Source organism: Rhizobium sp. LjRoot30 (genome assembly GCF_964253915.1).
Taxonomy (GTDB): Bacteria; Pseudomonadota; Alphaproteobacteria; order Rhizobiales; family Rhizobiaceae; genus Metarhizobium.
Genome location: NZ_CAXUSG020000005.1, coordinates 166348 through 187866 on the forward strand (window position 1 = coordinate 166348; position 21519 = coordinate 187866).

The window sequence follows — 21519 nt, forward strand, 5'->3', positions numbered from 1 at the left end:
AACGCCGTCAGTCCAGCCGGCCGGTGAACACGTAGCCGACGCCGCGAACGGCCTTGATGAATTGCGGCCGTTTCGGGTCTGTCTCGATCTTGCGGCGCAGCCGGACGATCTGCGCATCGATCGTGCGGTCGAAGGCTTCCAGATTGCGTCCGCGCGTCATGTCCATCAGTGTCTCGCGGGTCAGCACGCGGCCGGCATGGCGCAGGAAGGCGACGAGCATATCGAATTCGCCTGTGGTCAGTTCCACCTCGTTGCCCTCAGGGTCGAGAAGCTGGCGACGCACGACATTGAGCTTCCAGTCCTCGAAGCCGATGATTTCTTCCGTCGGCGGCTCGGGGAACGAGGCGGCGGGTCGGCGGCGGCGCAGGATCGATTTCAACCGTGCATGCACCTCGCGCAGATGAAACGGTTTGGAAATATAGTCGTCGGCGCCGACTTCCAGGCCGACGATCCTATCGACGACGTCGTCGCGGCCAGTCAGCATCATGATCGGCACGTCGGATTGCATCCGGATCTCGCGGGCGAGATCCAGCCCGTCCTGCCCGCCGGGCAGCACCAGATCGAGCAGGATGACGTCGAAGCTCCGCAGGCGGAGATGATCGCGCATCTCCGTTCCATCTGCCGCGCCGGTGACGGCATATCCTTCGTCCTGAAAATAGGTGGTCAGGAGCTGGCGGATCCGCGGATCGTCATCGACCACAAGAAGATGTGCATCGTGGCGGGGGGGAACGGACATATCACAACCTGGCGGGCCGGCCGGAAACCGGTTTGTTACAAACTGTTACACGATCGCACCGTGTCTAACACGCGGCTCATTCGCGTGTCACCTGCATATTGTCAATTATCCGCATCGATAACGCGGAGACACATCATGCTGCAGGCACGCTCGATTCATCTGGTCGTGGACAATCGCGACGGCGTTGCGCTCGGTGTCCAGCTGGCGAATCTGAGTGATCTTTTCGTCCGGCAGCCCGTCGAGCAGCTTTCCGCCGGCCAGGCGCTGTTCTTCGAAGGCGATGCCGCCAAGCATCTGTTCCGGGTGGTCTCGGGCACGATCCGGATTTTCAAGATCATCTCCGATGGCCGCCGCGTCATCACCCGTTTCCTGCATGCCGGCGACATTGTCGGTGTCTCCCTCAAGGATCTTTATCTCAACAGCGCCGATGCGGTCGGTGACGTCTGTGTTCAGCGCCTGTCGCGCAAGGCGCTGGAGCAGGAACTGGTCCGCACACCGGAGCTGGGACCGGAAATGTTTGCGCGGATGTGCGACGAGATGGCGGCGGCACAGGACCAGATGGTGCTGTTGTCGCGCAAGAATGCGGAAGAGCGGATCTGTACGTTCCTGAGGGCGGAGATGCGCCGGGTTGCGGCGGGTGGCGAAATCGTCGCCGTGCTCGAACTGCCGATGACACGGCTGGACGTCGCCGACTATCTCGGGCTGACGATCGAAACGGTATCGCGAACGCTGACCAAGCTGGTCAACAAGGGCATCCTGGCGGTTTCCGGCCGACACGTGGTGCGCATTATCCGGCAGGCAGGCCTTGCGCAGCTCTGCGGAGACGACGATGAATATGCCGGCGAGCGCAATCTCGTCGCTTGCTGGGCGCGGCAGCACCACTGAGACTGCCAGCATCGAAGGTAGAATGAAAGACGCGACGAAGACCAAACTCGCCACGGAGGCGGGGCTTGATGAAATTGCCCGGCTTCTCGATGAGGCGAACCTGATTTTTCATGGCCTTTCCGGCGTCATCAGCCGCTGGACGGCCGGCAGCGAACAGCTTTACGGCTGGTCCCGGCAGGAGGCGATCGGCAAGGTCGTCCATGAATTGCTGGAGACGACCTTTCCCATGCCGTTGGACGATATTCGCGAGGAGGTTCGCCGCAGCGGCGCCTGGCAGGGCGAGGTCGTTCACCGCCGCAAGGATGGAACGATCGTCTTCGTCGCCAGCCGCTGGGTGCTGACCCAGCCTTCCACCGCTTCGGAACCGGTGATCATCCAGAGCAACAACGACGTGACCGACATGAAGAGAGCACAAAACGATCTGGCCGAAAGGGAGGCGCATCTTCGCTCCATTCTCGACACCGTGCCCGAATCGATGGTGGTCATCGACGATATCGGCACGATTTCCTCCTTCAGCGCGGCGGCGGAACGGCTGTTCGGGTATCGGGCGGAGGAAGTTTGCGGCAAAAATGTCCGCATGCTCATGCCGTCGCCGGACCAGGAGGCGCATGACGGTTACATTTCCCGCTATCTGCACACCGGCGAGCGGCGAATCATCGGATACGGCCGGGTGGTGACGGGGCAGCGCAAGGATGGCTCGCATTTTCCCATGGAGCTTTCCGTCGGCGAGGCGATCGCCAGCGGCAAGCGCATCTTCACCGGCTTCATCCGCGACCTGACCAGCCGCCACAAGATCGAGGAAGAACTGCGCCAGTCGCAGAAGATGGAGGCGATCGGCCAGCTGACCGGCGGCCTCGCGCATGATTTCAACAATCTGCTCACCGTCATCAGCGGCAATCTCGAAATGATCGAGATGAAGCTGCGCGACGAAAAGCTGCGTCCCCTGTTGCAGGAGGCGCAAAGCGCTGCCGAGGACGGCGCCAAGCTGACGGGGCAGCTGCTCGCTTTCGGCCGGCGCCAGCCACTCAATCCGAAGCTGGTCGATGTCGGCCAGCTCGTTTCCGGATTTTCCGACCTGCTGCGGCGGTCCCTGGGCGAGGCGATCGAGTTTCGCACGATCATTACCGGTGCCGACAACGAGGCGCTGGTCGATGCATCGCAATTGCAGAATGCAATTCTGAATCTGGTGCTCAATGCCAGGGACGCCATGCCGCGCGGCGGCAGGCTGGCAGTGGAAATCACCGGCACGCGGCTGGATGCCGATTATGCCCAGATGTATCCGCAGGTTCGTACTGGCGATTATGTGCTGATCTCCGTCACGGATACCGGCAATGGTATGACGGAAGAAATCAAGCAACGCGCCTTCGAACCGTTTTTCACCACCAAGGGTGTCGGTTCGGGCACCGGCCTGGGCCTCAGCATGGTCTATGGTTTTGCCCGGCAGTCCGGCGGCCATGTGCAGATTTACAGCGAGATAGGGCAGGGCACCAGCGTCCGCATCTTCCTGCCGGCGGCGCAGAAGGCCGATGGAGCCGCCATCGCGACAGAGCCGCAATCGACGTTGCGCGCCAGCATGCCGGGCGGCTCGGAAAAAGTTCTGGTCGTCGAGGATGATGCACGCGTCCGCCGCGTTGCCGTGGCGCGGCTGAACGAACTCGGCTACGGCGTTGTCGAGGCGGAAAACGGTGCGGAAGCGCTCGACCGGCTTCAAGACCATTCCGATATCGCGCTCCTCTTTACAGACATCGTCATGCCGGGCGGCATGACCGGCGATGAACTTGCCAATCATGTGCGGCAGCTGAAACCGGCGATCAAAATCCTGTTCACCTCGGGTTACGCCGAACCGACGATTGCGGGGCGCGAGCTTGCCCAATCCGGAAGCTGGCTCAAGAAGCCTTACACTGCCCGCGAACTCGCTATGCGGCTGCGCGAAATCCTCGACTGAGATCATGGCAATTCGGTAGTTTTCTCTCTCTATTCGGTCGTACTTGCAATCTGAGGAGAGGGTGCCGCCTGCCTCCTTCTCCCCTTGGGGAGAAGGTCGCGGCAGCGGGATGAGGGGCACGAGGGAAAGTTCTGCCTTGTTTCACCCCCTCATCCGACCCTTCGGGCCCCTTCTCCCCAACGGGGAGAAGGGAAACTCGTCCCGTGCGGCATCGGGATAGAGGAAGCCACTGCGCCGCCCCATTTTCCCCCTCCGCAGCAATATAAACGGCAGGCTTTTCCGCCAACCGCCCCACTCTTGATCTAGGTCAAGGCTCTGACGCTTCCCGCGTGTCAGCAGAGGATTACCGGGGGTCTGTTTCACCGCGGACCCGCTCATCTCGCTTCGGGGGCGATATCAATGAATTATACGTTTTCAACCATAAGCTTGGCCGTCGCAGCCTTCCTGGCGCTTCTCGGCGCCGGAATGGCGCACGACAGCCTGTTTGCCGCCCACATGTGGGTGCTCTTTTTCGTGCTGGCCGGCAGCGCGATCGTCATGCTGGGGCGGGTCAAGTTCGCCCCGGCGGGCAAGGTTCTGCCGCAACCGCCGGTGTCCGAATATTTCGACGATGTCGTTCGCTACGGCGTCATCGCCACGGTCTTCTGGGGCGTTGTCGGTTTCCTCGTCGGGGTGGTGATTGCCCTGCAGCTCGCTTATCCCGACCTGAACTTCGCGCCTTATCTCAACTTCGGCCGCCTGCGGCCGTTGCACACCTCCGCCGTCGTCTTCGCCTTCGGCGGCAACGCGCTGATCGCCACGTCGTTTTATGTGGTGCAGCGCACCTGTCGGGCACGCCTGTTCGGCGGCAGCCTCGGCTGGTTCGTGTTTTGGGGCTACCAGCTGTTTATCGTCATGGCGGCCACCGGCTATCTGCTCGGCATCACCCAGAGCCGTGAATATGCCGAGCCGGAATGGTATGTCGATATCTGGCTGACCATCGTCTGGGTCGCTTATCTCATCGCCTTCCTCGGCACGATCCTGAAGCGCAAGGAGCCGCATATCTATGTGGCCAACTGGTTCTATCTCGGCTTCATCGTCACCATCGCCATGCTGCACGTCGTCAACAACCTGGCGGTACCGGTGTCGTTCCTCGGTTCGCGCAGCTATTCGTTGTTTTCGGGCGTGCAGGATGCGCTGACGCAGTGGTGGTACGGCCATAACGCCGTCGGCTTCTTCCTCACCGCCGGCTTCCTCGGCATGATGTATTATTTCGTGCCCAAGCAGGCCAATCGCCCGGTCTATTCCTACCGCCTGTCGATCATCCACTTCTGGGCGCTGATCTTCATGTACATTTGGGCCGGCCCGCACCACCTGCACTATACCGCGCTGCCCGACTGGGCCCAGACGCTCGGCATGGTGTTCTCGGTGATGTTGTGGATGCCCTCGTGGGGCGGCATGATCAACGGCCTGATGACGCTTTCGGGCGCTTGGGACAAGGTCCGCACCGACCCGATCATCCGCATGATGATCATGGCCATCGCCTTCTACGGCATGTCGACCTTCGAAGGCCCGGTCATGTCGATCAAGGCGGTCAACTCGCTCAGCCATTACACCGACTGGACCATCGGCCACGTGCATTCCGGCGCGCTCGGCTGGGTCGGCATGATCACCTTTGGTGCTGTCTACCATCTGGTGCCAAAACTCTGGGGCCGCGAACGGCTCTACAGCCTGCGCATGGTCAACTGGCACTTCTGGCTCGCCACGCTCGGCATCGTCGTCTACGCCGCCGTCATGTGGGTTGCCGGCATCCAGCAGGGCCTGATGTGGCGCGAATACGATAGCCAGGGATTCCTGGTCTATTCCTTCGCTGAAACCGTCGCCGCCATGTTCCCCTACTACCTGCTGCGCGCCGTCGGCGGTGCCCTGTTCCTCGCGGGTGGTCTGGTCATGGCCTGGAACGTCGCCATGACGATCCTCGGCTACCAGCGCGACGAAGCGCCGATGCCGGGCACCGTCCTCGCACAGCCTGCCGAATAAGGAGACATCCATGTCCATCCTCGACAAACACAAAATCCTCGAGCGCAACGCGACGCTTCTCCTGGTGGGCTCGCTGCTCGTGGTGTCCATTGGCGGCATCGTCGAAATCGCGCCGCTCTTCTACCTCCAGAACACCATCGAAAAGGTGGAGGGCATGCGGCCCTATTCGCCGCTGGAGCTTGCCGGACGCGACATCTACATCCGCGAAGGCTGCTACGCCTGCCATAGCCAGATGATCCGGCCGTTCCGCGACGAAGTGGAGCGTTACGGCCACTACTCGCTGGCGGCGGAGTCGATGTACGACCATCCGTTCCAGTGGGGATCGAAGCGCACCGGCCCGGATCTCGCCCGCGTCGGCGGCCGTTACTCCAACGAATGGCATGTGCAGCACCTGGTGCGGCCGCGCGACGTGGTGCCGGAATCGATGATGCCGGCTTATGCCTTCCTCAAGGAGACGGAACTCGAGATCAACGACGCGTCCGCTAATCTCAAGGCCAATCGGGCGGTCGGCGTGCCTTATTCCGACGACATGCTCGCCAGTGCCGATGCCGATATGAGGGCGCAGGCCGATCCGGAAGCCGATACCGCCGGACTGCTGGAGCGTTATCCCAAGGCCAAGATCGGCGATTTCGACGGCGATCCGAAGAAGCTGACGGAGATGGATGCGCTCGTCGCCTATCTGCAGATGCTCGGCACGCTGGTCGACTTCTCCACCTATGACGACGCAACCGGTTACCGCTGAGGAGGACGTCCGATGGAAACCTATACAGCGATGCGCCACTTCGCCGACAGCTGGGGCCTGCTCGCCATGGCGCTGTTTTTTGTCTGCACGGTGCTTTTCACGCTCCGTCCGGGTGCCCGCAAGGGCGCCCAGGAAGCCGCCGACATACCTTTGAAGGATGACTGAGAATGGCTGACAAACATGTTGACGAACTCAGCGGCGTCGAGACGACCGGCCACGAATGGGACGGCATCCGCGAGCTGAACAATCCGATGCCGCGCTGGTGGGTGTGGACCTTCTACGCCACCATCCTCTGGGCGGTCGGTTACGCGATCGCCTATCCCTCGATCCCGCTGATCACCGACACGACGAAGGGCTGGCTCGGTTATTCGAGCCGCGCGGAGTTCACCGCCGAGGTCGATAGCGCCGCGGTGACGCAGACCAAGTTCCTGGAGCAGATCGCCGCCAAGCCGGTGACGGAGATCGATGCCGATCCGACGCTTCGGACGTTTGCCATTGCCGGCGGCGCATCCGCCTTCAAGGTGAATTGCAGCACCTGTCACGGCTCGGGTGCGGCCGGCGGTCCCGGCTTCCCGAACCTCAACGACGACGACTGGCTCTGGGGTGGCAATCTCGACGCGATCTACCACACCATTGCCCATGGTATCCGCGACGATTCCGATGCCGATACGCATTTTTCGGAAATGCCGGCCTTTGCCGGCGTGCTGGAACCGGAGCAGATCCGCCAGACGGCGGCCTATGTCGTCAGTCTGACGGGTACGCCTTCCAATCCGGCACTGGCGGAGGCCGGCAAGCAGCTGTTCATCGACAACTGCGCCAGCTGCCACGGTGAAGACGCCAAGGGCAACCGCGAGATGGGCGCCCCCAACCTTGCCGACGCCATCTGGCTGAAGGGAAAAAGCGAGGAGGCGATCATCCGCCAGATCTCCGCTCCGAAGCACGGCGTCATGCCGGCCTGGACGGCGCGTCTGGGCGATACGACGGTGAAGCAGTTGGCGATCTTCGTCCACTCGCTCGGCGGTGGCGAGTAGGCTCAACCCTCTTCCGACAGCCGACGAATCTCCATACCGGCCGGGGCGCGAATGCCCCGGTCGTTTGTCAGGAAGATAGCGCATCCCAGGGCTTCGGCGGTGGCGACGTGGAGTGCGTCCAGCAGCTTCATCCCCATGGAGACGCCGATCTCCGCGGCCCGCTTGATAAGCTGGAGGGTGACGGGATGCAGTGAAACAAATGCCTGATCCTGCAACAGATCCAGATAGCTTTCCGCGCTGCCGCGATTGCCGAGGCGCAGAGCACCGCGAAGGCACTCGCCAACGGTCATTTCACTGGTGCAGAATGTGGCGTGCGCAGGAAGCGAGGCGATCGCATACCGCGCCTGAGTTTGGTAGCCTGGCTCTCCGTCTACAATGTATATGAAGACATTGCTGTCGAGGTAGACGCGCAACGGCGTGTCATTCGTCACCACGTGACTCTCGGACCTGTTGCATGATTTCAGCATCGGACAGGTTGGACGAATAGCGGGAAGCCCGCTCGAACATCTCGTTCAGGAAGGCCATTCGTCTCTCGATGGCAGCGCGGTCAGTCGCATATTCGGTGGCCGGCTCGGCGGGCAGGTGATCCTTCAGTGTTTCCACCACCACTTCGGCACGGGAATTGTGGGTGCGCGCCGAAATGGAGTCGATCCGCGACAAAAGGTCGTCCGTCAATTCGATTTCCAGCTTGTGCAGGCCCATGGCGATCTCCTGTTTGGCATCAAGATAATGCTCTTTCCGGATTTTCGCCAGCAAAACGGCGCAAGTGCGGACAGCACCAAGGGAACGACGCCCCGCAAGCGCCAGCCCGCGCGACATCCGGTAGACTGGCTGCGCCGGAGGATGTGCGCGGCATGGCGCCGCACTTGATTTAAGTCAAGGGCAGGAACCGCAGGGAGTGCGAAATAGGGGACAAAGGATGGGTCCCATGAATCTCTATACCGCCCCCGGCATCGACCAGAACGAGCCGTCCGTCGAACAGATCGACGTCAAGCCCGTCAATTCGCCGAAGCAACCGCGCCAACCGCTGTACGCCCCGCGCAAGAAGATCCATCCGAAGCGGGCGGAAGGGCGGTTCCGCCGCTTCAAGTGGATCATCATGGCGATCACGCTCGGCATCTATTACCTGCTGCCCTGGGTGCGATGGGACCGCGGCCCGCATGCGCCTGATCAGGCGATCCTCCTCGATCTGGGCGGTCGCCGCTTCTATTTCTTCTTCATCGAGATCTGGCCGCAGGAATTCTTCTACGTTGCCGGGTTGCTGGTAATGGCGGGCTTCGGGCTGTTCCTGGTGACGACCGCCGTCGGCCGCGCGTGGTGCGGCTACACCTGTCCGCAGACCGTCTGGGTCGATCTCTTTCTGGTGGTCGAGCGGGCGATCGAAGGTGACCGTAATGCGCGCATCAAGCTCGACGCCGCGCCCATGAGCCTTTCCAAATTCGGCAAGCGTGTTGCAAAGCATGCGACCTGGCTGCTGATCGGTGTCGCCACCGGCGGTGCCTGGATCTTCTATTTTGCCGACGCGCCGACACTCGCGGCCTCGTTCCTCCGCGGCGATGCCCTGCCGGTCGCTTATGCGACTGTCGCGACGTTGACGGCAACGACCTACGTGCTCGGCGGGCTGATGCGCGAACAGGTCTGTACCTACATGTGTCCCTGGCCGCGCATCCAGGCGGCCATGCTGGATGAAAACTCGCTGGTCGTCACCTACAACGACTGGCGTGGCGAGCCGCGCTCGCGTCATGCCAAGAAGGCCGCCGCCGAAGGCCGGCCGGTCGGCGATTGCGTCGATTGCAATGCCTGCGTTGCCGTCTGTCCCATGGGCATCGACATCCGCGAGGGCCAGCAGATGGAGTGTATCACCTGTGCGCTCTGCATCGATGCCTGCGACGGCGTCATGGACAAGATCGGCAAGCCGCGCGGCCTCATCGCCTATGCGACACTCAGCGAATATGCCTCCAACATGGCGCTGGCTACCGATGGCGGCAAGACGGAGATCCGCCCGCAGGCCGTGCGCGATGCAGACGGCGCCTTCGTGCCCGAAATCCGGCATTTCGATTGGCGCATCATCCTGCGCCCGCGTGTCGTATTCTACGCCGTGGTCTGGGCGGCGGTGGGTATCGCCATGGTCGTGCATCTTGGCATGCGCCAGCGGCTGGAACTCAACGTGCTGCACGACCGCAATCCGCAATTCGTCATGGAATCGGACGGCTCGATCCGCAACGGCTACACCGTGCGCATCCTCAACATGGTGCCGCGTCCACGCACCATCCGCCTGACCCTCGAAGGGCTTTCCGGTGCGACGATGAAGATACCGGAGCTCGCCGATGCCGAGGGCCGGAGTTTTGACATCCCAGCCGACCCCGACAGCGCAAAAACCCTCAAAGTGTTCGTCACCTGGAAGGACACCGACCAGCCGGTCAATGAATTCCTCTTCATTGCCGACGATCTGCAGGAAAAAGAACACGTAACCTACACGGCAGCCTTCAACGCGCCGGGAGAGACGAAATGAGCGCCATTCCAAACAATCCGGCCGGCAAGGGTTTTACCGGGCGTCACATGCTGGCGATCATGCTCGCCTTCTTCGGCGTGATCATCAGCGTCAACGTCCTGATGGCCTGGTATGCCGCCACCAGCTGGAGCGGCCTGATCGTCGAAAACACCTATGTCGCCAGCCAGCAGTTCAACGGCAAGGCGGCGGCGATGCGGGCGATGGCGGCCAGCGGCATTGCTGGAAAGATCTCCGTCCACGACGGCATGATCGAATATGATCTGCGCAACCGCGATGGTTCGCCGGCGGCAGCCGATTCGGTGACCGTGCATTTCAAGCGGCCGGTCGGCGACCATCAGGATTTTGCAACGGAGCTCACCAAGGCGGGCGAGGGCCGTTTCGAGAAGGCGTACGACGTTCCTGCCGGCGAATGGATCGCCGAAATCGTCTCGAAGCGCGGCGAAGAGACCATCATGCACGAGGCGTTCCGCTTTCATGTCGGGGAGGGCGCGTTGTGACCTGCTGCGCCGTCGATACCGAAGGCGTCCTGGCGCTCGGCCCGGACCGCGTTCCTTCCGGGGAGGAGGTCTGGCTGGCAAGCAAGCCGTTGGGGAACGGCTTGCGCCAACTGGATCTCAGCGTGCCCGACATGTTTTGCGGCGCCTGCATCTCGACCGTCGAGGCGGCGGTGCTGCGCCTGCCGTTGGTTCGCAGCGCCCGCGTCAATCTCACCACCAAACGGGTGAGCTGCGTCTGGGCGGAAGAAATCGGTGGCAAGCCCGCCGATCCCGTCGATATCCTCAAGGCAATTTCCGCGACCGGTTACCGCACCCATCTTTTCACCGCCGGGGCGCTGGACGAAAGCGATACGTTGCGCAACAAGCTGCTGGTCGCCGTCGGTATCTCCGGCTTTGCGGCCGCCAACATCATGCTGCTGTCGGTTTCCGTCTGGTCGGGCGCCGATGCCGCGACGCGCGACATGTTCCATTGGATCTCGGCGCTGATCGCCGCTCCGGCGCTGATCTATGCCGGACGTTTCTTCTTCCTGTCGGCCTGGAATGCCCTGAAGCACGGCCGCACCAACATGGATGTGCCGATCTCGCTTGCGGTGATCCTGTCCTATACGATTTCGCTCTGGGAAACGATCAATCACGGCGAACACGCCTGGTTCGATGCCACCGTTTCGCTGCTCTTCTTCCTGCTGATCGGCCGCACGCTGGATCATATCATGCGTGACCGGGCGCGGGCGGCAATCACCGGCCTTGCCCGCCTGGCGCCGCGCGGCGCGCTCGTCATCGATGGAGACGGTTCGCGGCGTTACGTGCCTGTGGACGAAATCCGCGTCGGCGACCGTATCGCGCTGGCCGCCGGCGAGCGCATTCCGGTCGATGCGGAGATCGTTAGCGGCGTCAGCGATGTCGACCTGTCGATCGTTACCGGCGAAAGCGTGCCTCTGCCGGTCGGAACCGGCGACGAACTGAAGTCCGGCAGCCTCAACCTCACCGGCTCCCTGGTGATTGCCGCAAAGGCGACGGCGAAGGACTCGCTGCTTTCCGAGATCATCGGCATGATGGAGGCGGCGGAAGGCAGCCGGGCGAGATACCGCCGCATCGCCGACCGCGCCGCCGGCTATTATTCGCCGGTCGTGCACGTTCTGGCGCTTGCATGCTTCCTCGGCTGGGGATTTCTGGGCGGAGACTGGAAACATGCGATGCTGGTCGCCGTCGCCGTGCTGATCATCACCTGCCCCTGCGCGCTGGGACTGGCCGTACCGGTGGTGCAGGTCGTGGCATCCGGCCGGCTGTTCAAGCACGGCATCATGGTCAAGGATGGATCGGCAATCGAGCGGCTGGGAGAAATCGACAGCGTCGCCTTCGACAAGACCGGCACCCTGACGATGGGACGGCCACGGCTCACCGAGGCGGTGGATGCCGACGACCGCGACTGGGCGATCGCCACGGCGCTGGCGTCACACTCGCTGCATCCCTTGTCGCGGACGCTGGCCGAGCATGCCACCGCGCCGACACGCCACTTCGAAAATGTCACGGAAAAACCCGGCGAAGGATTGGAAGCGGCAACGTCGGAAGGCGTTTATCGGCTCGGCCGGCACGGCTTTGCCTGCCCGGGAGAGACGGTCGAAGACCAGGCCGGACGTGCCGCTTCGGAAGTGGTGCTGTCGCGGGATGGCGCCATGCTCGCCCGGTTCTACTTCGAGGACATGCTGCGGCCGAACGCGTCGGCGGCGGTTCGTGCACTGCAGAAGCAGGGCTTTGCCACCGCCGTGCTTTCGGGCGACCGTGTCGCCGTGGTCGAGGAAACGGCGCGCCGGCTCGCTATCCCGCTATGGTTTGCCGGGCTGAACCCGAAGGACAAGGTGGAGGCGTGCGAAAAGCTGCAGTCTGCCGGACGGCGGGTGCTGATGGTCGGCGACGGCATCAACGACGCCCCGGCGCTCTCGGCGGCCTATGTCTCGATGGCGCCGGCGACGGCGGCCGATGTCGGGCGCCAGGCCGCGGATCTGGTCTTCATGCATGAGGGACTGGATGCCGTGCCGATGGCAATCGATATTTCGCGGCGGGCAGGGCGGCTGATCCGGCAGAATTTTGCGCTTGCCATCGGCTACAACATCATTGCCGTGCCAATCGCCATTGCCGGTTATGCGACGCCGCTGATTGCCGCGGTCGCCATGTCCACCTCTTCGCTGATCGTCGTCGCCAATGCGCTGCGCCTCAACCGGCTCAGTGAACCGGAAGCGCCGCAGAGGCAAATGCGTCCGGTCGCGGCCGGGACAAGGAGAACGGCATGAACATGCTCATCTATCTCATCCCGATTGCGCTTTTCCTGGGCGGGCTTGGCCTGGCGGCCTTCGTCTGGTCGTTGCTCAGCGGCCAGTACGAAGACCTGGAAGGGGCAGCCTGGCGCGTTCTGGACGACGGCGACGATTGACAGGGGTGCTGTTGCGCCTGTGCGCACCGCCGAAGCGGATCCTGGACTGTGTCAGGATTTCGGGTTGCCTTGCTTCTCTTCCAGCGCCGCGACCACCCGGTCACGGCCGACCCGGATGACGTTTTCCATCGCTTCGCGGGCGCCTTGCTCGTCATGCGCGGCGATGGCGTCGACGATCCGGATATGCGCCTGGGCGACATCATGGATGCGGGATTGATCGGCGGCCGGCGAGCTGAGCTTGAAGACGCCGGTCAGCGCTGCCTCGATCAGGCTGCCGACGCTGCGCATGAACGGATTGCCGCAGGCATCGAGGATGGCGAGGTGGAATTTCAGGTCGGCGAAGGCCAGCGTTTCGGCATCGTGCTGCGGATCGTCCATCGCCTGCGCCAGCGTCATGATCCGGGCAATGTCCTGCGATGAGGCCTGGCGCGCCGTCAGCGCCGCCGCATGCGGCTCGAAGGCCATGCGGATCTCGCTGATGTGCAGCATGAATTCTTCGGTCACGCCGACATCGAAGTACCAGTTGAGTACATCCTTGTCGAAGAGGTTCCATTGCTGCAGCGGCGTGACGCGCGTGCCGATGCGGGCGCGGGCGACGATCAGCCCCTTGGCGGCCAGCGTCTTCATGGTCTCGCGCAGCACGGTGCGCGAGACGCCGAACAGGGCGGCAAGTTCGGCGTCACCGGGGAGCGTCGATCCGACCGGATAGCGGCCGGCGATGATCGAGCGGCCAAGCGCCTGCACCACCTGGGCATGACTGTTGCGCGCCCTGGCGCCGCTGATCACGGTGTCGAGAATCCCCCTCTGCAATGCACGCCCCCTTCGTGTTACCCCGCCTTTTTCCGCGACAGATACAGAATGAGTTTCTGCATCAGGATGAAAACAAAAAGCAGCAGGCCAATCAGTATCTTCGTCCACCAGCTCGACAGCGATCCGTCGAAGGTGATGTAGGTCTGTATCAGTCCCTGGATCAGCAATCCCACCAGCGTTCCGCCAACGAAACCGGCGCCGCCGGTCAGCAGCGTTCCGCCGATCACCACGGCTGCGATGGCATCAAGTTCCACCCCCACCGCCGCAAGCGAATAGCCTGCCGATGTGTAGAGCGAAAAAACAATTCCGGAGAGTCCTGCCAGAAAACCGGAGAGGGCATAGATCAAAATCGTCGTGCGGGCAACCGGCACGCCCATCAGTCGCGATGTCTGCGTGCCGCCGCCGAGTGCATAGACGTTAGTGCCGAAGCGCGTGCGGTGGGCAATCACCATGCCGGCGATGAACACCAGCAGCATCAGGCCGCCGATGAGCGTTATGCGTCCGCCGCCGGGAAGCTTGTAATAAAAGGTCTTCATCGTGGCGTAGAACGGATGCTTGATCGGAATGCTGTCGATCGACAGCACGAACGCCATGCCGCGCGCCAGAAACATGCCGGCCAGCGTGACGATGAACGGCGGCATTTCGAGATAGTGGATGATCGCGCCCATGATCATGCCGAACACCGTGGTGATCGCCAGCACCAGCACGAACGCGGCGAGCGGGTGGATGCTGGTATGTTCGAGCACGACGGCAAGGAAGACGCCGGTGAAGGCGATCACCGAGCCGATCGACAGATCGATGCCGCCGGACAGGATGACGAAGGTCATGCCGACAGCGGCAATGCCGAGAAAGGCGTTGTCGGTCAAAAGGTTGCCGACGACGCGGGTCGACAGCATGGCCGGATATTGCAGGGCGCACACGGCGTAGGCGATGATGAAGATCGCGATTGTGGCGGCGAGCGGTAGGTATTTCGGTTTCATGGATTTCAGCGCTCCCCGCCGTTTTGCCGGGCCGGCCGGGCGAAAAAGGACGAGATCGTCCGGATTTTCGGCGACTGGACGACCAGGATGACGACGATGATCACCGCCTTGATGATCAGGTTGAATTCCGGCGGGAAGCCGGACAGCAGGATGCCGGTGTTGATTGCCTGGATGATCATGGCGCCGAGCAGCGAGGCGGCGATGCTGAACCGGCCGCCGAGCAGCGAGGTTCCGCCGACGACCACGGCAAGGATGGCGTCGAGTTCCAGCCACAGGCCGGCATTGTTGGCATCGGCGCCACGGATATCCGCGGCAGCGATGACGCCGGCGATGGCGGCGCAGAGGCCGGACAAGGTGTAGGCGGCGATCAGCAGCACCGGCGTCTGGATGCCGGAGAGGGTGCTGGCGCGCCTGTTGATGCCGATCGCCTCGATCAGCATGCCAAGCGCCGTGCGGCGGACCAGCGCGGTGATGGCGATGCCGAAGACGATCCAGATCACCACCGGCATCGGCAGGCCGCCGAAGGCACCGCCGCCGATGAAGATCAGGCCTTCGTCGTTGAATGTCAGGATGGCGCCTTCCGTTACCAGCTGGGCGATGCCGCGTCCGGCGACCATCAGCACCAGCGTCGCGATGATCGGCTGGATGTCGAGCACGGCGACGAGAAAGCCGTTCCAGATGCCGCAGACGATGCCGGTGGCCAGCGCCAGCGCCAGGGTGACGATCAGCGGATTGCCATGCGTGGCGGAAGCGGCGGCAACAGCGCCGCAGATCGCCATGACGGCGCCGACCGACAGGTCGATGCCCTTGGTGGCGATCACCACCGTCATGCCGATGGCGAGCAGCGCCACGGGCGCGCCGCGATTGAGGATATCGATGACGCTGCCATAGAGCCGGCCGTTCTGCAGCGAGAAGGAGAAGAAGCCCGGAAAGACGGCGGCGATCATGACCAGCACGATGGCAAGGGCGATGACCTGCGGCAGCAGCCGCAAGGCGAGCTGTTGGACGGTGCGGATCATGGTGCGGGGCTTTCGGTCGAGGCGATGGCGTTGACGATATGGCTGGTGGTGATCTCGTCTCCCGACAGTTCGGCGACGTGGCGGTGGTCGCGCAAGACGACGACGCGACTGCTGTAGACCACCAGTTCCTCCAGCTCCGAGGAAATGACGACGAGCGACATGCCCTTGGCACACAGCTCCTCGATCAGCCGGATGATTTCGGCATGCGCCCCGACGTCGATGCCGCGGGTCGGCTCGTCGAGGATCATGAAGCTCGGATCGGTGGCCAGCCAGCGGCCGAGAATCGCCTTCTGCTGATTGCCGCCGGAAAGCAGCCGGATCGGTTTTTCCCGGTCGCTGGTGCGGATGTCGAGCGCCTTGATGTAGCGGTCGGCCAGCCGGTCCTGTTCGGCACGGGAGAGGGGGCGGGACCAGCCGCGCCGGGCCTGCAGCGCCAGCACGATGTTTTCCCGCACCGAGAGATCGCCGACGATGCCGTCGATCTTGCGGTCTTCCGGGCAGAAGCCGAAGCCGTGCCGGATCGCAGCGCGCGGCGAGTTCAGCGCTACGGTCTGGCCGTCGATTTCGGCCGTGCCCTTGTCGGCGCGTACGGCGCCAAAGAGCACTTCCGCCGTTTCCGTGCGGCCCGAGCCGAGCAGGCCGGCAATGCCGATGACCTCGCCTTCGCGCACCTCCATGTCGAAGGGTTCGATCTTGCCGCGCTTGCCATATCCGGAGAAACGATAGCGCACCTTGCCGGCGGCGTTGTGGCGTTTGGCGCCGGATTCGACCTCGGTTTCGAGTTCGCGGCCAAGCATCATCGCCACCAGGTCCTTGCGCGGCAGCGCCGCCGTGTCGCGCACGCCGACGAGGCGGCCGTTGCGCAGCACGGTGATGCGGTCCGATACGGCATAGACCTGTTCGAGGAAGTGGGTGATGAAGACGATGCCGAGACCGCGCGCCTTCAACTGGCGCACGATGCGGAACAACATCTCGACTTCCTGGGCGTCGAGGCTGGCGGTCGGTTCGTCGAGGATCAATACCTTGCCGGAAAGATCGACGGCGCGGGCGATGGCGACAACCTGCTGCACGGCGACCGAACAGCTGCCGAGCGCTGCCGTAACGTCCAGATCCAGCCCGTATTGCGACAGGAGATCCGTCGCCATCCGGTTCATGACGCCGGTCGCAGTAAAACCGAAGCGCCGGGGCTGGCGGTTGAGATAGATATTTTCCGCAATGCTCAGATTGGGAAGGAGGTTGACCTCCTGGTAGACCGTGCCGATGCCCATGTTCTGGGCGTCCAGCGTGTTGCGCGGATCGACCGCGTGGCTGTCGAGCAGGATCGTGCCTTCGTCGCGGTGATAGGCGCCGGTCAGGCATTTGATCAGGGTGGATTTGCCGGCGCCGTTTTCGCCGAGGAGCGCATGCACCTCGCCGCGCCGCAATGTAAAATCGATGGTGTCGAGTGCCCTTGCGCCCGGGAAGCTTTTGCAGATCCCGGTGGCGGCAAGGATGATGTCCGGCTCCGCCTGCATGCGATGTCGTCTCTTCAAGAAGGTGGCATCAGCCGGCGGGCGACAGCCGTTTCTGGGCAGCGCCGTTCGTCCCGCCGTCTTTTCGGGAATGAAGACCGTGCCTCAAGCGGCACGGTCCCGCAAGTGCGGCTCTGGTCCTAGTAGCCGAGACCCTTCTTTTCCTCGTAGACCTTCTTCGGGTCGTCTGCCTGGGTGTAGAGCTTGGATTCCGTCTGGATCCACTTCTTCGGAACGGTACCGTCCTTGAGGAAGGCTTCCAGCGCATCGAAGGCCGGGCCGGCCATGTTCGGCGTCAGCTCGACGGTGGCATTGGCTTCACCGGCAGCCATCGCCTGGAAGATATCCGGAACAGCGTCGATCGAGACGACGAGGATATCGGTGCCCGGCTTCAGGCCGGCTTCCTTGATTGCCTGGATGGCGCCGACGGCCATGTCGTCGTTATGTGCATAGAGGGCGCAGATGTTCTTGCCGCCGTCTTCCGCCTTCAGGAAGCTTTCCATGACTTCCTTGCCCTTGGTGCGGGTGAAGTCGCCGGTCTGGCTGCGGATGATCTTCAGGTTGTCCTTGCCGGCAAGTGCGGCTTCAAAACCCTTCTTGCGGTCGATCGCCGGCGAAGAGCCGGTCGTGCCCTGCAGTTCGACGACGTTGCACGGCTTGCCGGCAACGGTATCGACCAGCCACTTGCCGGCGACATTGCCTTCATGAACCAGGTCGGAGGTGACGGCGGTCATGTAGAGGTCGTCTTTCGAATCGACGGTGCGGTCGAGCAGGATGACGGGGATTTCCGCATCCTTGGCTTCCTGTAGCACTTCATCCCAGCCGGTGGCGACGACCGGCGCGACGAGAATGGCATCGACGCCCTGGGCGATGAAGGAGCGGAGCGCCTTGATCTGGTTTTCCTGCTTCTGCTGGGCGTCGGCGAACTTCAGGTCGATGCCGCGCTTTTCGGCCTGCTGCTTGGTCAGCGTCGTTTCCGCGGCGCGCCAGCCGGATTCCGAACCGATCTGCGAAAAGCCGACCGTCAGATCCGCCGCGTTGACCGGCGACAGAAAGCAGGCAGCCAGAACCGTGGCACTCGCGAGTGCGTTTACAAATTTCATGATTTCCTCCCACAGAGCTGCACTGTGCAGCGAGGAGAAAAAATCATATTATAATACTAATGTAAATGGGAAATTGTCGAAGCACAAATATCGCTGCGAATCTCCTTTGAAAGCAGAGGGATAGAGCGTTTCTGCGGGTGAAAAGCTGTGACTTCAGCTCACAAGCCACATCCGATCAGGGCGGCAATGGATACAGCTATGAATACGGCGATGAAGGAGGCGCGGGAGAGCGTGCATTGAATGAATGCGCGAACTGGACCAGCGAAGAGCATGTTGGCGAAATCACCGAACGTAGCCAGAATTGGTAACGAGGCCGCTTATCCTGCCTGATGTGGGGATGAACTCTCGGCTACGAGCGCTTCCAGGTCCGTCCCGCAAATGATGGGCTCCGGTAGGCTTCCGGCATGGATGAAAAGCTCGATCGAAGACAGATGGGCCAGATGATGTCGACAGTAGCCGAGAGCAAGTTCGAGTGAGTCGAATTTTTTGTTCCCTATGCTTTCAGACCAGCTGTGTACCGTGGCTTGCGTGTTCCGATATGCGTCGAACTCATTTCTCATGACAGCTTCCTCCAGAGGCCTACGCGCTTGAAATTTGCCTTTCTTAACAAACATTAAGCCGTGATTGTGCTGATTTGCATTTCGAAGTTAGCGGTCTATGCGCGTGATGTGATCAATTTGAACGATTCGGAGGGCCGGCCACGGCCTTCCGCCGAGGCTCAGGCCAGCAAGCACACCTAGAAGCGTCATGACGGATGATGGGCACGCCAGCCCTGCGGCGCGTCCACCAGCGATCGTTTTGGCTGCCGGCCATATCAGGCAAATGCGCGGATATAGCCTCTGGTCACCACTCGGTCGCCATCCAGGGGAAGCGAGAATGCAAATGTTGGCAGGTCCGGCAATTCGAGCGCCTGCTTTGCGCTCATGATCCCCAGCGGCCGGCGGCCACGGTGATCGTTGACGGTAACTTCGACGAGTATCGGCTTCGTGTACATTGCGCTCTCCATAGTGATGCGGCGACAAGCCGTTCATGAAGATGTCGTAGCAGCCTCGATCGTCGGATCGTGTTCCTTGAGAAACAGTTCGCTGTGTTCGAAGCCCGGCGCGGGTCTAGCCCGTCCGCCAGGCTGCGCTATCTCCTGTAAGAGGAGGTGACGATGACCGAGTTGAGAAAAATTCCCGGGCCTCGCCACCATGGCGCTTATCCGGAGCGTGGCATGGATTGCCGAAACGCGATCGAGCCATCTTATATGGACCACATCGATGCTGGCACCGAAGATGAGCGCAAGCTCTCTGCTGGCGAATTGTCCGATGTGATGATTGCATTGAGCAATCGCGCAAGCGACGAGGGTTGGTCGATGAAGGAGGCTGACGCTGCGATTGTCGCTATTGCCTCACGGCGTGTTGCCGGCAGTTGATTGCTGCTCCGGACCGATGCGGGGTGTTGTCAGGATTTGCTGCGGCAGCTTGGAGGTGCCTGACATAAAGGGCGATTGGCACGCAACAACACAGCGCTCAGCGTTTTCGGCGCTGATTCCTGTATGTATTTGAAATGTCTGGAAGGTCGGTGGAGGCCTCGCCGAGAATCGAACTCGGGTGCAAGGATTTGCAGTCCTCTGCGTCACCACTCCGCCACGAGGCCATCCGAAGTATTAAAAGCGTGTGGTGACGGGCGTTTAGAACGAATCGAGGTTTAGCGCAAGAGGCGATTTTGCAAATGTACGTCGGAATTTCCGGCTTCCGCTTCGGTGCCCCGTTTTGCCGGCGCATCCCGCTTCTGTCTGCGCTTCGCCCATTTGACGGACCACCGACGACGCAGCCGGCGCGCGAAAGGAAGGTCGTGCGACAGCACGAGGCCGCCGAGCGGGATCATCCAGAAACCGAGAATCGGCAGAAAACCGAGACAGCCGCCCAAAATCAATCCTGCGCCGATGCCGATACGTGCGGCCCGTGATTGCGGCATGGCAATGCGCCAGCGCCCGATGGCCAGCTTGCCCGTCTTGTGATCAATGCCGAAATGGCTTGTTTCCTCGGTCGATCGACCCATTGTCTACCCTTCTGCCGGCCTGAGTTCTCCACAGGGACATGGGGGCCGAAGCAAAAATAAACAAGCCATCCGTCATTTTTTTGAAAAAACCGCTTGGCAAATCGGAAAAGCATTTGTAGAAGCCCACTCACACCGCGGCAAGCGGTACATTCCCTGGTAGCTCAGCGGTAGAGCATTCGACTGTTAATCGACAGGTCGCCGGTTCGAATCCGGCCCGGGGAGCCAATTCAAAAGATAAACGCCTGTTATTGTTGATAATTCCAATAACGGGCGTTTTCTTTTTTAACCCCCGCCTCATCTGTTTTCGACACGACCACCGCCAAATTGCCGATGGGAGAATAAAGCCGTCGGTTTGCGCCTGCGTCTTGAAAGCTTCTCCGCCGGGAAGTAAGAGACGGATATGACGAGGCAACCCGGCTTTCCGAGGGGTGACAGGACAATGATGGACTTCGAAGCAGCACGCACAAAAATGGTCGACAACCAGATCCGAACCACGGATGTCACCTCGCACTCGATTCTGTCGGCCTTCCTCACCGTCCCGCGGGAAGCCTTCGTTCCGGAAAAGCTCAAGCCGCTCGCTTATATTGACACGGACATCGAAATCGCCCCCGGCCGTTATCTGATGGAAGCGTCGCCAATGGCGAAGTTGCTGCAGCTTGCGGCGATCACCAAGAACGATCTCGTGCTCGAAGTCGGCTGTGGCACCGGCTATGCTTCGGCGATCCTGTCGCAGGTTGCTGGTTCGGTGGTTTCGCTGGAAAGCGATGCAGCGCTTGCGGCCGAAGCAGCGACGCGGCTTTCGACGCTCGGCTGCGACAATGTCGCTGTGGTGACCGGCGATCTCGAGGCTGGCTATATCAATGAAGCGCCTTACGACCTGATCTTCATCAACGGCGCTGTGGAGCGCGTTCCGGAAGCATTGCTGTCGCAGGTTCGCGATGGCGGCCGTCTTGTATTGGTCGAGGGGTATGGCAATGCGTCGCATGCCAAGGTCATCGCCCGCGAAAGAGGCGCCTACGCCGAGTCCGTTTTCTTCAATCTTTCAGTCAAGCCGCTGCCGGGTTTCCGCAAGGCCGCTGAATTCGTTTTCTAAAGACGTGGTCATAGCACCCATTTTTGATCCTTCTTCGATCACGATTTAGCCACAATGTCGATTGTTTGTTGCCCCTGCGCAACGACCGGGGTGTTTCTGGCGGTAAGTCGGGGAGAACTGTCGCGAACGCGATTGCGTCAGCGGATCTACGTGCCAACATGG

Annotated in this window: 22 protein-coding genes and 2 tRNA genes; 13 read left to right on the forward strand and 11 right to left on the reverse strand. The window is 61.8% G+C overall.

The window, feature by feature from the left end:
* Positions 1 to 7: 7 nt before the first annotated feature.
* A complete protein-coding gene (locus ACSQ3I_RS12625; RefSeq protein ID WP_435999333.1) occupies positions 8 to 736 on the reverse strand; it encodes a response regulator in 729 nt (242 codons plus the stop codon).
* Positions 737 to 871: 135 nt separating this feature from the next.
* Between ACSQ3I_RS12625 and ACSQ3I_RS12630 the strand changes: the two genes are divergently transcribed.
* The 6 genes from ACSQ3I_RS12630 (at position 872) to ccoP (ending at position 7358) form a co-directional block, all read left to right on the forward strand.
* Positions 872 to 1621 (forward strand): cyclic nucleotide-binding domain-containing protein, encoded by a 750-nt coding sequence (locus ACSQ3I_RS12630; RefSeq protein ID WP_435999335.1) that lies wholly within the window; start codon positions 872 to 874, stop codon positions 1619 to 1621.
* Between the two features lie 22 nt (positions 1622 to 1643).
* The gene (locus tag ACSQ3I_RS12635) at positions 1644 to 3566 is read left to right on the forward strand and encodes a PAS domain S-box protein (protein WP_435999337.1); all 1923 of its coding nucleotides are present in this window, start codon (positions 1644 to 1646) and stop codon (positions 3564 to 3566) included.
* Positions 3567 to 3965: 399 nt separating this feature from the next.
* On the forward strand, positions 3966 to 5585 hold the full coding sequence (ccoN, locus tag ACSQ3I_RS12640; protein ID WP_435999338.1) for a cytochrome-c oxidase, cbb3-type subunit I: 1620 nt from the start codon (positions 3966 to 3968) through the stop codon (positions 5583 to 5585).
* 10 nt (positions 5586 to 5595) lie between these two features.
* A complete protein-coding gene (gene ccoO / locus ACSQ3I_RS12645; RefSeq protein WP_435999340.1) occupies positions 5596 to 6327 on the forward strand; it encodes a cytochrome-c oxidase, cbb3-type subunit II in 732 nt (243 codons plus the stop codon).
* Between the two features lie 12 nt (positions 6328 to 6339).
* Positions 6340 to 6492, forward strand: coding sequence for a cbb3-type cytochrome c oxidase subunit 3 (locus ACSQ3I_RS12650; RefSeq protein ID WP_435999342.1), 153 nt, complete (start codon positions 6340 to 6342; stop codon positions 6490 to 6492).
* Positions 6493 to 6494: 2 nt separating this feature from the next.
* A complete protein-coding gene (gene ccoP, locus ACSQ3I_RS12655) occupies positions 6495 to 7358 on the forward strand; it encodes a cytochrome-c oxidase, cbb3-type subunit III (protein WP_435999344.1) in 864 nt (287 codons plus the stop codon).
* Positions 7359 to 7360: 2 nt separating this feature from the next.
* Here the strand turns inward: ccoP and ACSQ3I_RS12660 are convergent, their stop codons facing one another.
* Together ACSQ3I_RS12660 and ACSQ3I_RS12665 are read right to left on the reverse strand one after the other, a co-directional pair.
* Positions 7361 to 7792 (reverse strand): type II toxin-antitoxin system VapC family toxin, encoded by a 432-nt coding sequence (locus ACSQ3I_RS12660; protein WP_435999346.1) that lies wholly within the window; start codon positions 7790 to 7792, stop codon positions 7361 to 7363.
* Entirely contained in the window at positions 7779 to 8177 is a 399-nt protein-coding gene (locus ACSQ3I_RS12665) for a hypothetical protein (RefSeq protein ID WP_435999348.1), read from the reverse strand. The genes ACSQ3I_RS12660 and ACSQ3I_RS12665 overlap by 14 nt, the downstream gene beginning before the upstream one ends.
* Positions 8178 to 8286: 109 nt before the next feature.
* Here ACSQ3I_RS12665 and ccoG point away from each other — a divergent pair, with 109 nt between their 5' ends.
* Genes ccoG through ccoS form a run of 4 tightly spaced genes read left to right on the forward strand, consistent with a single transcriptional unit; the run spans position 8287 to position 12795 of the window.
* Positions 8287 to 9870 carry a cytochrome c oxidase accessory protein CcoG gene (gene ccoG, locus ACSQ3I_RS12670; RefSeq protein WP_435999350.1) on the forward strand — a complete coding sequence of 528 codons (1584 nt, stop codon included), beginning with the start codon at positions 8287 to 8289 and terminating at the stop codon, positions 9868 to 9870.
* Positions 9867 to 10367, forward strand: coding sequence for a FixH family protein (locus tag ACSQ3I_RS12675; RefSeq protein WP_435999351.1), 501 nt, complete (start codon positions 9867 to 9869; stop codon positions 10365 to 10367). The genes ccoG and ACSQ3I_RS12675 overlap by 4 nt, the downstream gene beginning before the upstream one ends.
* Positions 10364 to 12655: a cation-translocating P-type ATPase gene (locus ACSQ3I_RS12680; RefSeq protein ID WP_435999353.1), complete on the forward strand. Its 2292-nt coding sequence runs from the start codon at positions 10364 to 10366 to the stop codon at positions 12653 to 12655. Before ACSQ3I_RS12675 ends, ACSQ3I_RS12680 begins: the two co-directional genes overlap by 4 nt.
* Complete coding sequence (ccoS, locus tag ACSQ3I_RS12685) at positions 12652 to 12795, forward strand: cbb3-type cytochrome oxidase assembly protein CcoS (protein WP_435999355.1); 144 nt, start codon at positions 12652 to 12654, stop codon at positions 12793 to 12795. Before ACSQ3I_RS12680 ends, ccoS begins: the two co-directional genes overlap by 4 nt.
* A gap of 51 nt (positions 12796 to 12846) precedes the next feature.
* Here the strand turns inward: ccoS and ACSQ3I_RS12690 are convergent, their stop codons facing one another.
* From ACSQ3I_RS12690 to ACSQ3I_RS12715, 6 genes are all read right to left on the reverse strand, one after another.
* A complete protein-coding gene (locus ACSQ3I_RS12690; protein WP_435999356.1) occupies positions 12847 to 13605 on the reverse strand; it encodes a FadR/GntR family transcriptional regulator in 759 nt (252 codons plus the stop codon).
* A gap of 17 nt (positions 13606 to 13622) precedes the next feature.
* Positions 13623 to 14585 (reverse strand): galactofuranose ABC transporter, permease protein YjfF, encoded by a 963-nt coding sequence (gene yjfF / locus ACSQ3I_RS12695; protein WP_435999358.1) that lies wholly within the window; start codon positions 14583 to 14585, stop codon positions 13623 to 13625.
* A gap of 5 nt (positions 14586 to 14590) precedes the next feature.
* The gene (locus ACSQ3I_RS12700) at positions 14591 to 15604 is read right to left on the reverse strand and encodes an ABC transporter permease (protein ID WP_435999360.1); all 1014 of its coding nucleotides are present in this window, start codon (positions 15602 to 15604) and stop codon (positions 14591 to 14593) included.
* Positions 15601 to 17118, reverse strand: a complete 1518-nt coding sequence (gene ytfR / locus ACSQ3I_RS12705; protein ID WP_435999362.1) for a galactofuranose ABC transporter, ATP-binding protein YtfR — start codon at positions 17116 to 17118, stop codon at positions 15601 to 15603. The genes ACSQ3I_RS12700 and ytfR overlap by 4 nt, the downstream gene beginning before the upstream one ends.
* 137 nt (positions 17119 to 17255) lie before the next feature.
* Positions 17256 to 18218, reverse strand: a complete 963-nt coding sequence (ytfQ, locus tag ACSQ3I_RS12710) for a galactofuranose ABC transporter, galactofuranose-binding protein YtfQ (protein ID WP_435999364.1) — start codon at positions 18216 to 18218, stop codon at positions 17256 to 17258.
* A gap of 814 nt (positions 18219 to 19032) precedes the next feature.
* Positions 19033 to 19212, reverse strand: coding sequence for a hypothetical protein (locus ACSQ3I_RS12715; RefSeq protein WP_435999366.1), 180 nt, complete (start codon positions 19210 to 19212; stop codon positions 19033 to 19035).
* A gap of 162 nt (positions 19213 to 19374) precedes the next feature.
* Between ACSQ3I_RS12715 and ACSQ3I_RS12720 the strand changes: the two genes are divergently transcribed.
* Positions 19375 to 19635 carry a hypothetical protein gene (locus tag ACSQ3I_RS12720; protein ID WP_435999368.1) on the forward strand — a complete coding sequence of 87 codons (261 nt, stop codon included), beginning with the start codon at positions 19375 to 19377 and terminating at the stop codon, positions 19633 to 19635.
* A 150-nt stretch (positions 19636 to 19785) separates the two neighbouring features.
* On the opposite strand, the gene ACSQ3I_RS12725 is transcribed toward ACSQ3I_RS12720, so the two are convergent.
* A tRNA-Cys gene (locus ACSQ3I_RS12725) sits at positions 19786 to 19859 on the reverse strand.
* A 51-nt stretch (positions 19860 to 19910) separates the two neighbouring features.
* Positions 19911 to 20264 (reverse strand): hypothetical protein, encoded by a 354-nt coding sequence (locus tag ACSQ3I_RS12730; protein ID WP_435999369.1) that lies wholly within the window; start codon positions 20262 to 20264, stop codon positions 19911 to 19913.
* A gap of 150 nt (positions 20265 to 20414) precedes the next feature.
* Here ACSQ3I_RS12730 and ACSQ3I_RS12735 point away from each other — a divergent pair.
* Positions 20415 to 20489, forward strand: a tRNA-Asn gene (locus tag ACSQ3I_RS12735).
* A gap of 217 nt (positions 20490 to 20706) precedes the next feature.
* Positions 20707 to 21357 (forward strand): protein-L-isoaspartate O-methyltransferase family protein, encoded by a 651-nt coding sequence (locus ACSQ3I_RS12740; RefSeq protein WP_435999665.1) that lies wholly within the window; start codon positions 20707 to 20709, stop codon positions 21355 to 21357.
* Positions 21358 to 21519: the final 162 nt, after the last annotated feature.

What these genes read in the sequence shown, in the direction of transcription:
- ACSQ3I_RS12625 (WP_435999333.1), bottom strand. Translation starts at nt 736, where the DNA reads ATGTCCGTTCCCCCCCGCCACGATGCACATCTTCTTGTGGTCGATGAC.
- ACSQ3I_RS12630 (WP_435999335.1), top strand. Translation starts at nt 872, where the DNA reads ATGCTGCAGGCACGCTCGATTCATCTGGTCGTGGACAATCGCGACGGC.
- ACSQ3I_RS12635 (WP_435999337.1), top strand. Translation starts at nt 1,644, where the DNA reads ATGAAAGACGCGACGAAGACCAAACTCGCCACGGAGGCGGGGCTTGAT.
- ccoN (WP_435999338.1), top strand. Translation starts at nt 3,966, where the DNA reads ATGAATTATACGTTTTCAACCATAAGCTTGGCCGTCGCAGCCTTCCTG.
- ccoO (WP_435999340.1), top strand. Translation starts at nt 5,596, where the DNA reads ATGTCCATCCTCGACAAACACAAAATCCTCGAGCGCAACGCGACGCTT.
- ACSQ3I_RS12650 (WP_435999342.1), top strand. Translation starts at nt 6,340, where the DNA reads ATGGAAACCTATACAGCGATGCGCCACTTCGCCGACAGCTGGGGCCTG.
- ccoP (WP_435999344.1), top strand. Translation starts at nt 6,495, where the DNA reads ATGGCTGACAAACATGTTGACGAACTCAGCGGCGTCGAGACGACCGGC.
- ACSQ3I_RS12665 (WP_435999348.1), bottom strand. Translation starts at nt 8,177, where the DNA reads ATGTCGCGCGGGCTGGCGCTTGCGGGGCGTCGTTCCCTTGGTGCTGTC.
- ccoG (WP_435999350.1), top strand. Translation starts at nt 8,287, where the DNA reads ATGAATCTCTATACCGCCCCCGGCATCGACCAGAACGAGCCGTCCGTC.
- ACSQ3I_RS12675 (WP_435999351.1), top strand. Translation starts at nt 9,867, where the DNA reads ATGAGCGCCATTCCAAACAATCCGGCCGGCAAGGGTTTTACCGGGCGT.
- ccoS (WP_435999355.1), top strand. Translation starts at nt 12,652, where the DNA reads ATGAACATGCTCATCTATCTCATCCCGATTGCGCTTTTCCTGGGCGGG.
- yjfF (WP_435999358.1), bottom strand. Translation starts at nt 14,585, where the DNA reads ATGAAACCGAAATACCTACCGCTCGCCGCCACAATCGCGATCTTCATC.
- ACSQ3I_RS12700 (WP_435999360.1), bottom strand. Translation starts at nt 15,604, where the DNA reads ATGATCCGCACCGTCCAACAGCTCGCCTTGCGGCTGCTGCCGCAGGTC.
- ytfR (WP_435999362.1), bottom strand. Translation starts at nt 17,118, where the DNA reads ATGCAGGCGGAGCCGGACATCATCCTTGCCGCCACCGGGATCTGCAAA.
- ytfQ (WP_435999364.1), bottom strand. Translation starts at nt 18,218, where the DNA reads ATGAAATTTGTAAACGCACTCGCGAGTGCCACGGTTCTGGCTGCCTGC.
- ACSQ3I_RS12715 (WP_435999366.1), bottom strand. Translation starts at nt 19,212, where the DNA reads ATGTACACGAAGCCGATACTCGTCGAAGTTACCGTCAACGATCACCGT.
- ACSQ3I_RS12720 (WP_435999368.1), top strand. Translation starts at nt 19,375, where the DNA reads ATGACCGAGTTGAGAAAAATTCCCGGGCCTCGCCACCATGGCGCTTAT.
- ACSQ3I_RS12730 (WP_435999369.1), bottom strand. Translation starts at nt 20,264, where the DNA reads ATGGGTCGATCGACCGAGGAAACAAGCCATTTCGGCATTGATCACAAG.
- ACSQ3I_RS12740 (WP_435999665.1), top strand. Translation starts at nt 20,707, where the DNA reads ATGGACTTCGAAGCAGCACGCACAAAAATGGTCGACAACCAGATCCGA.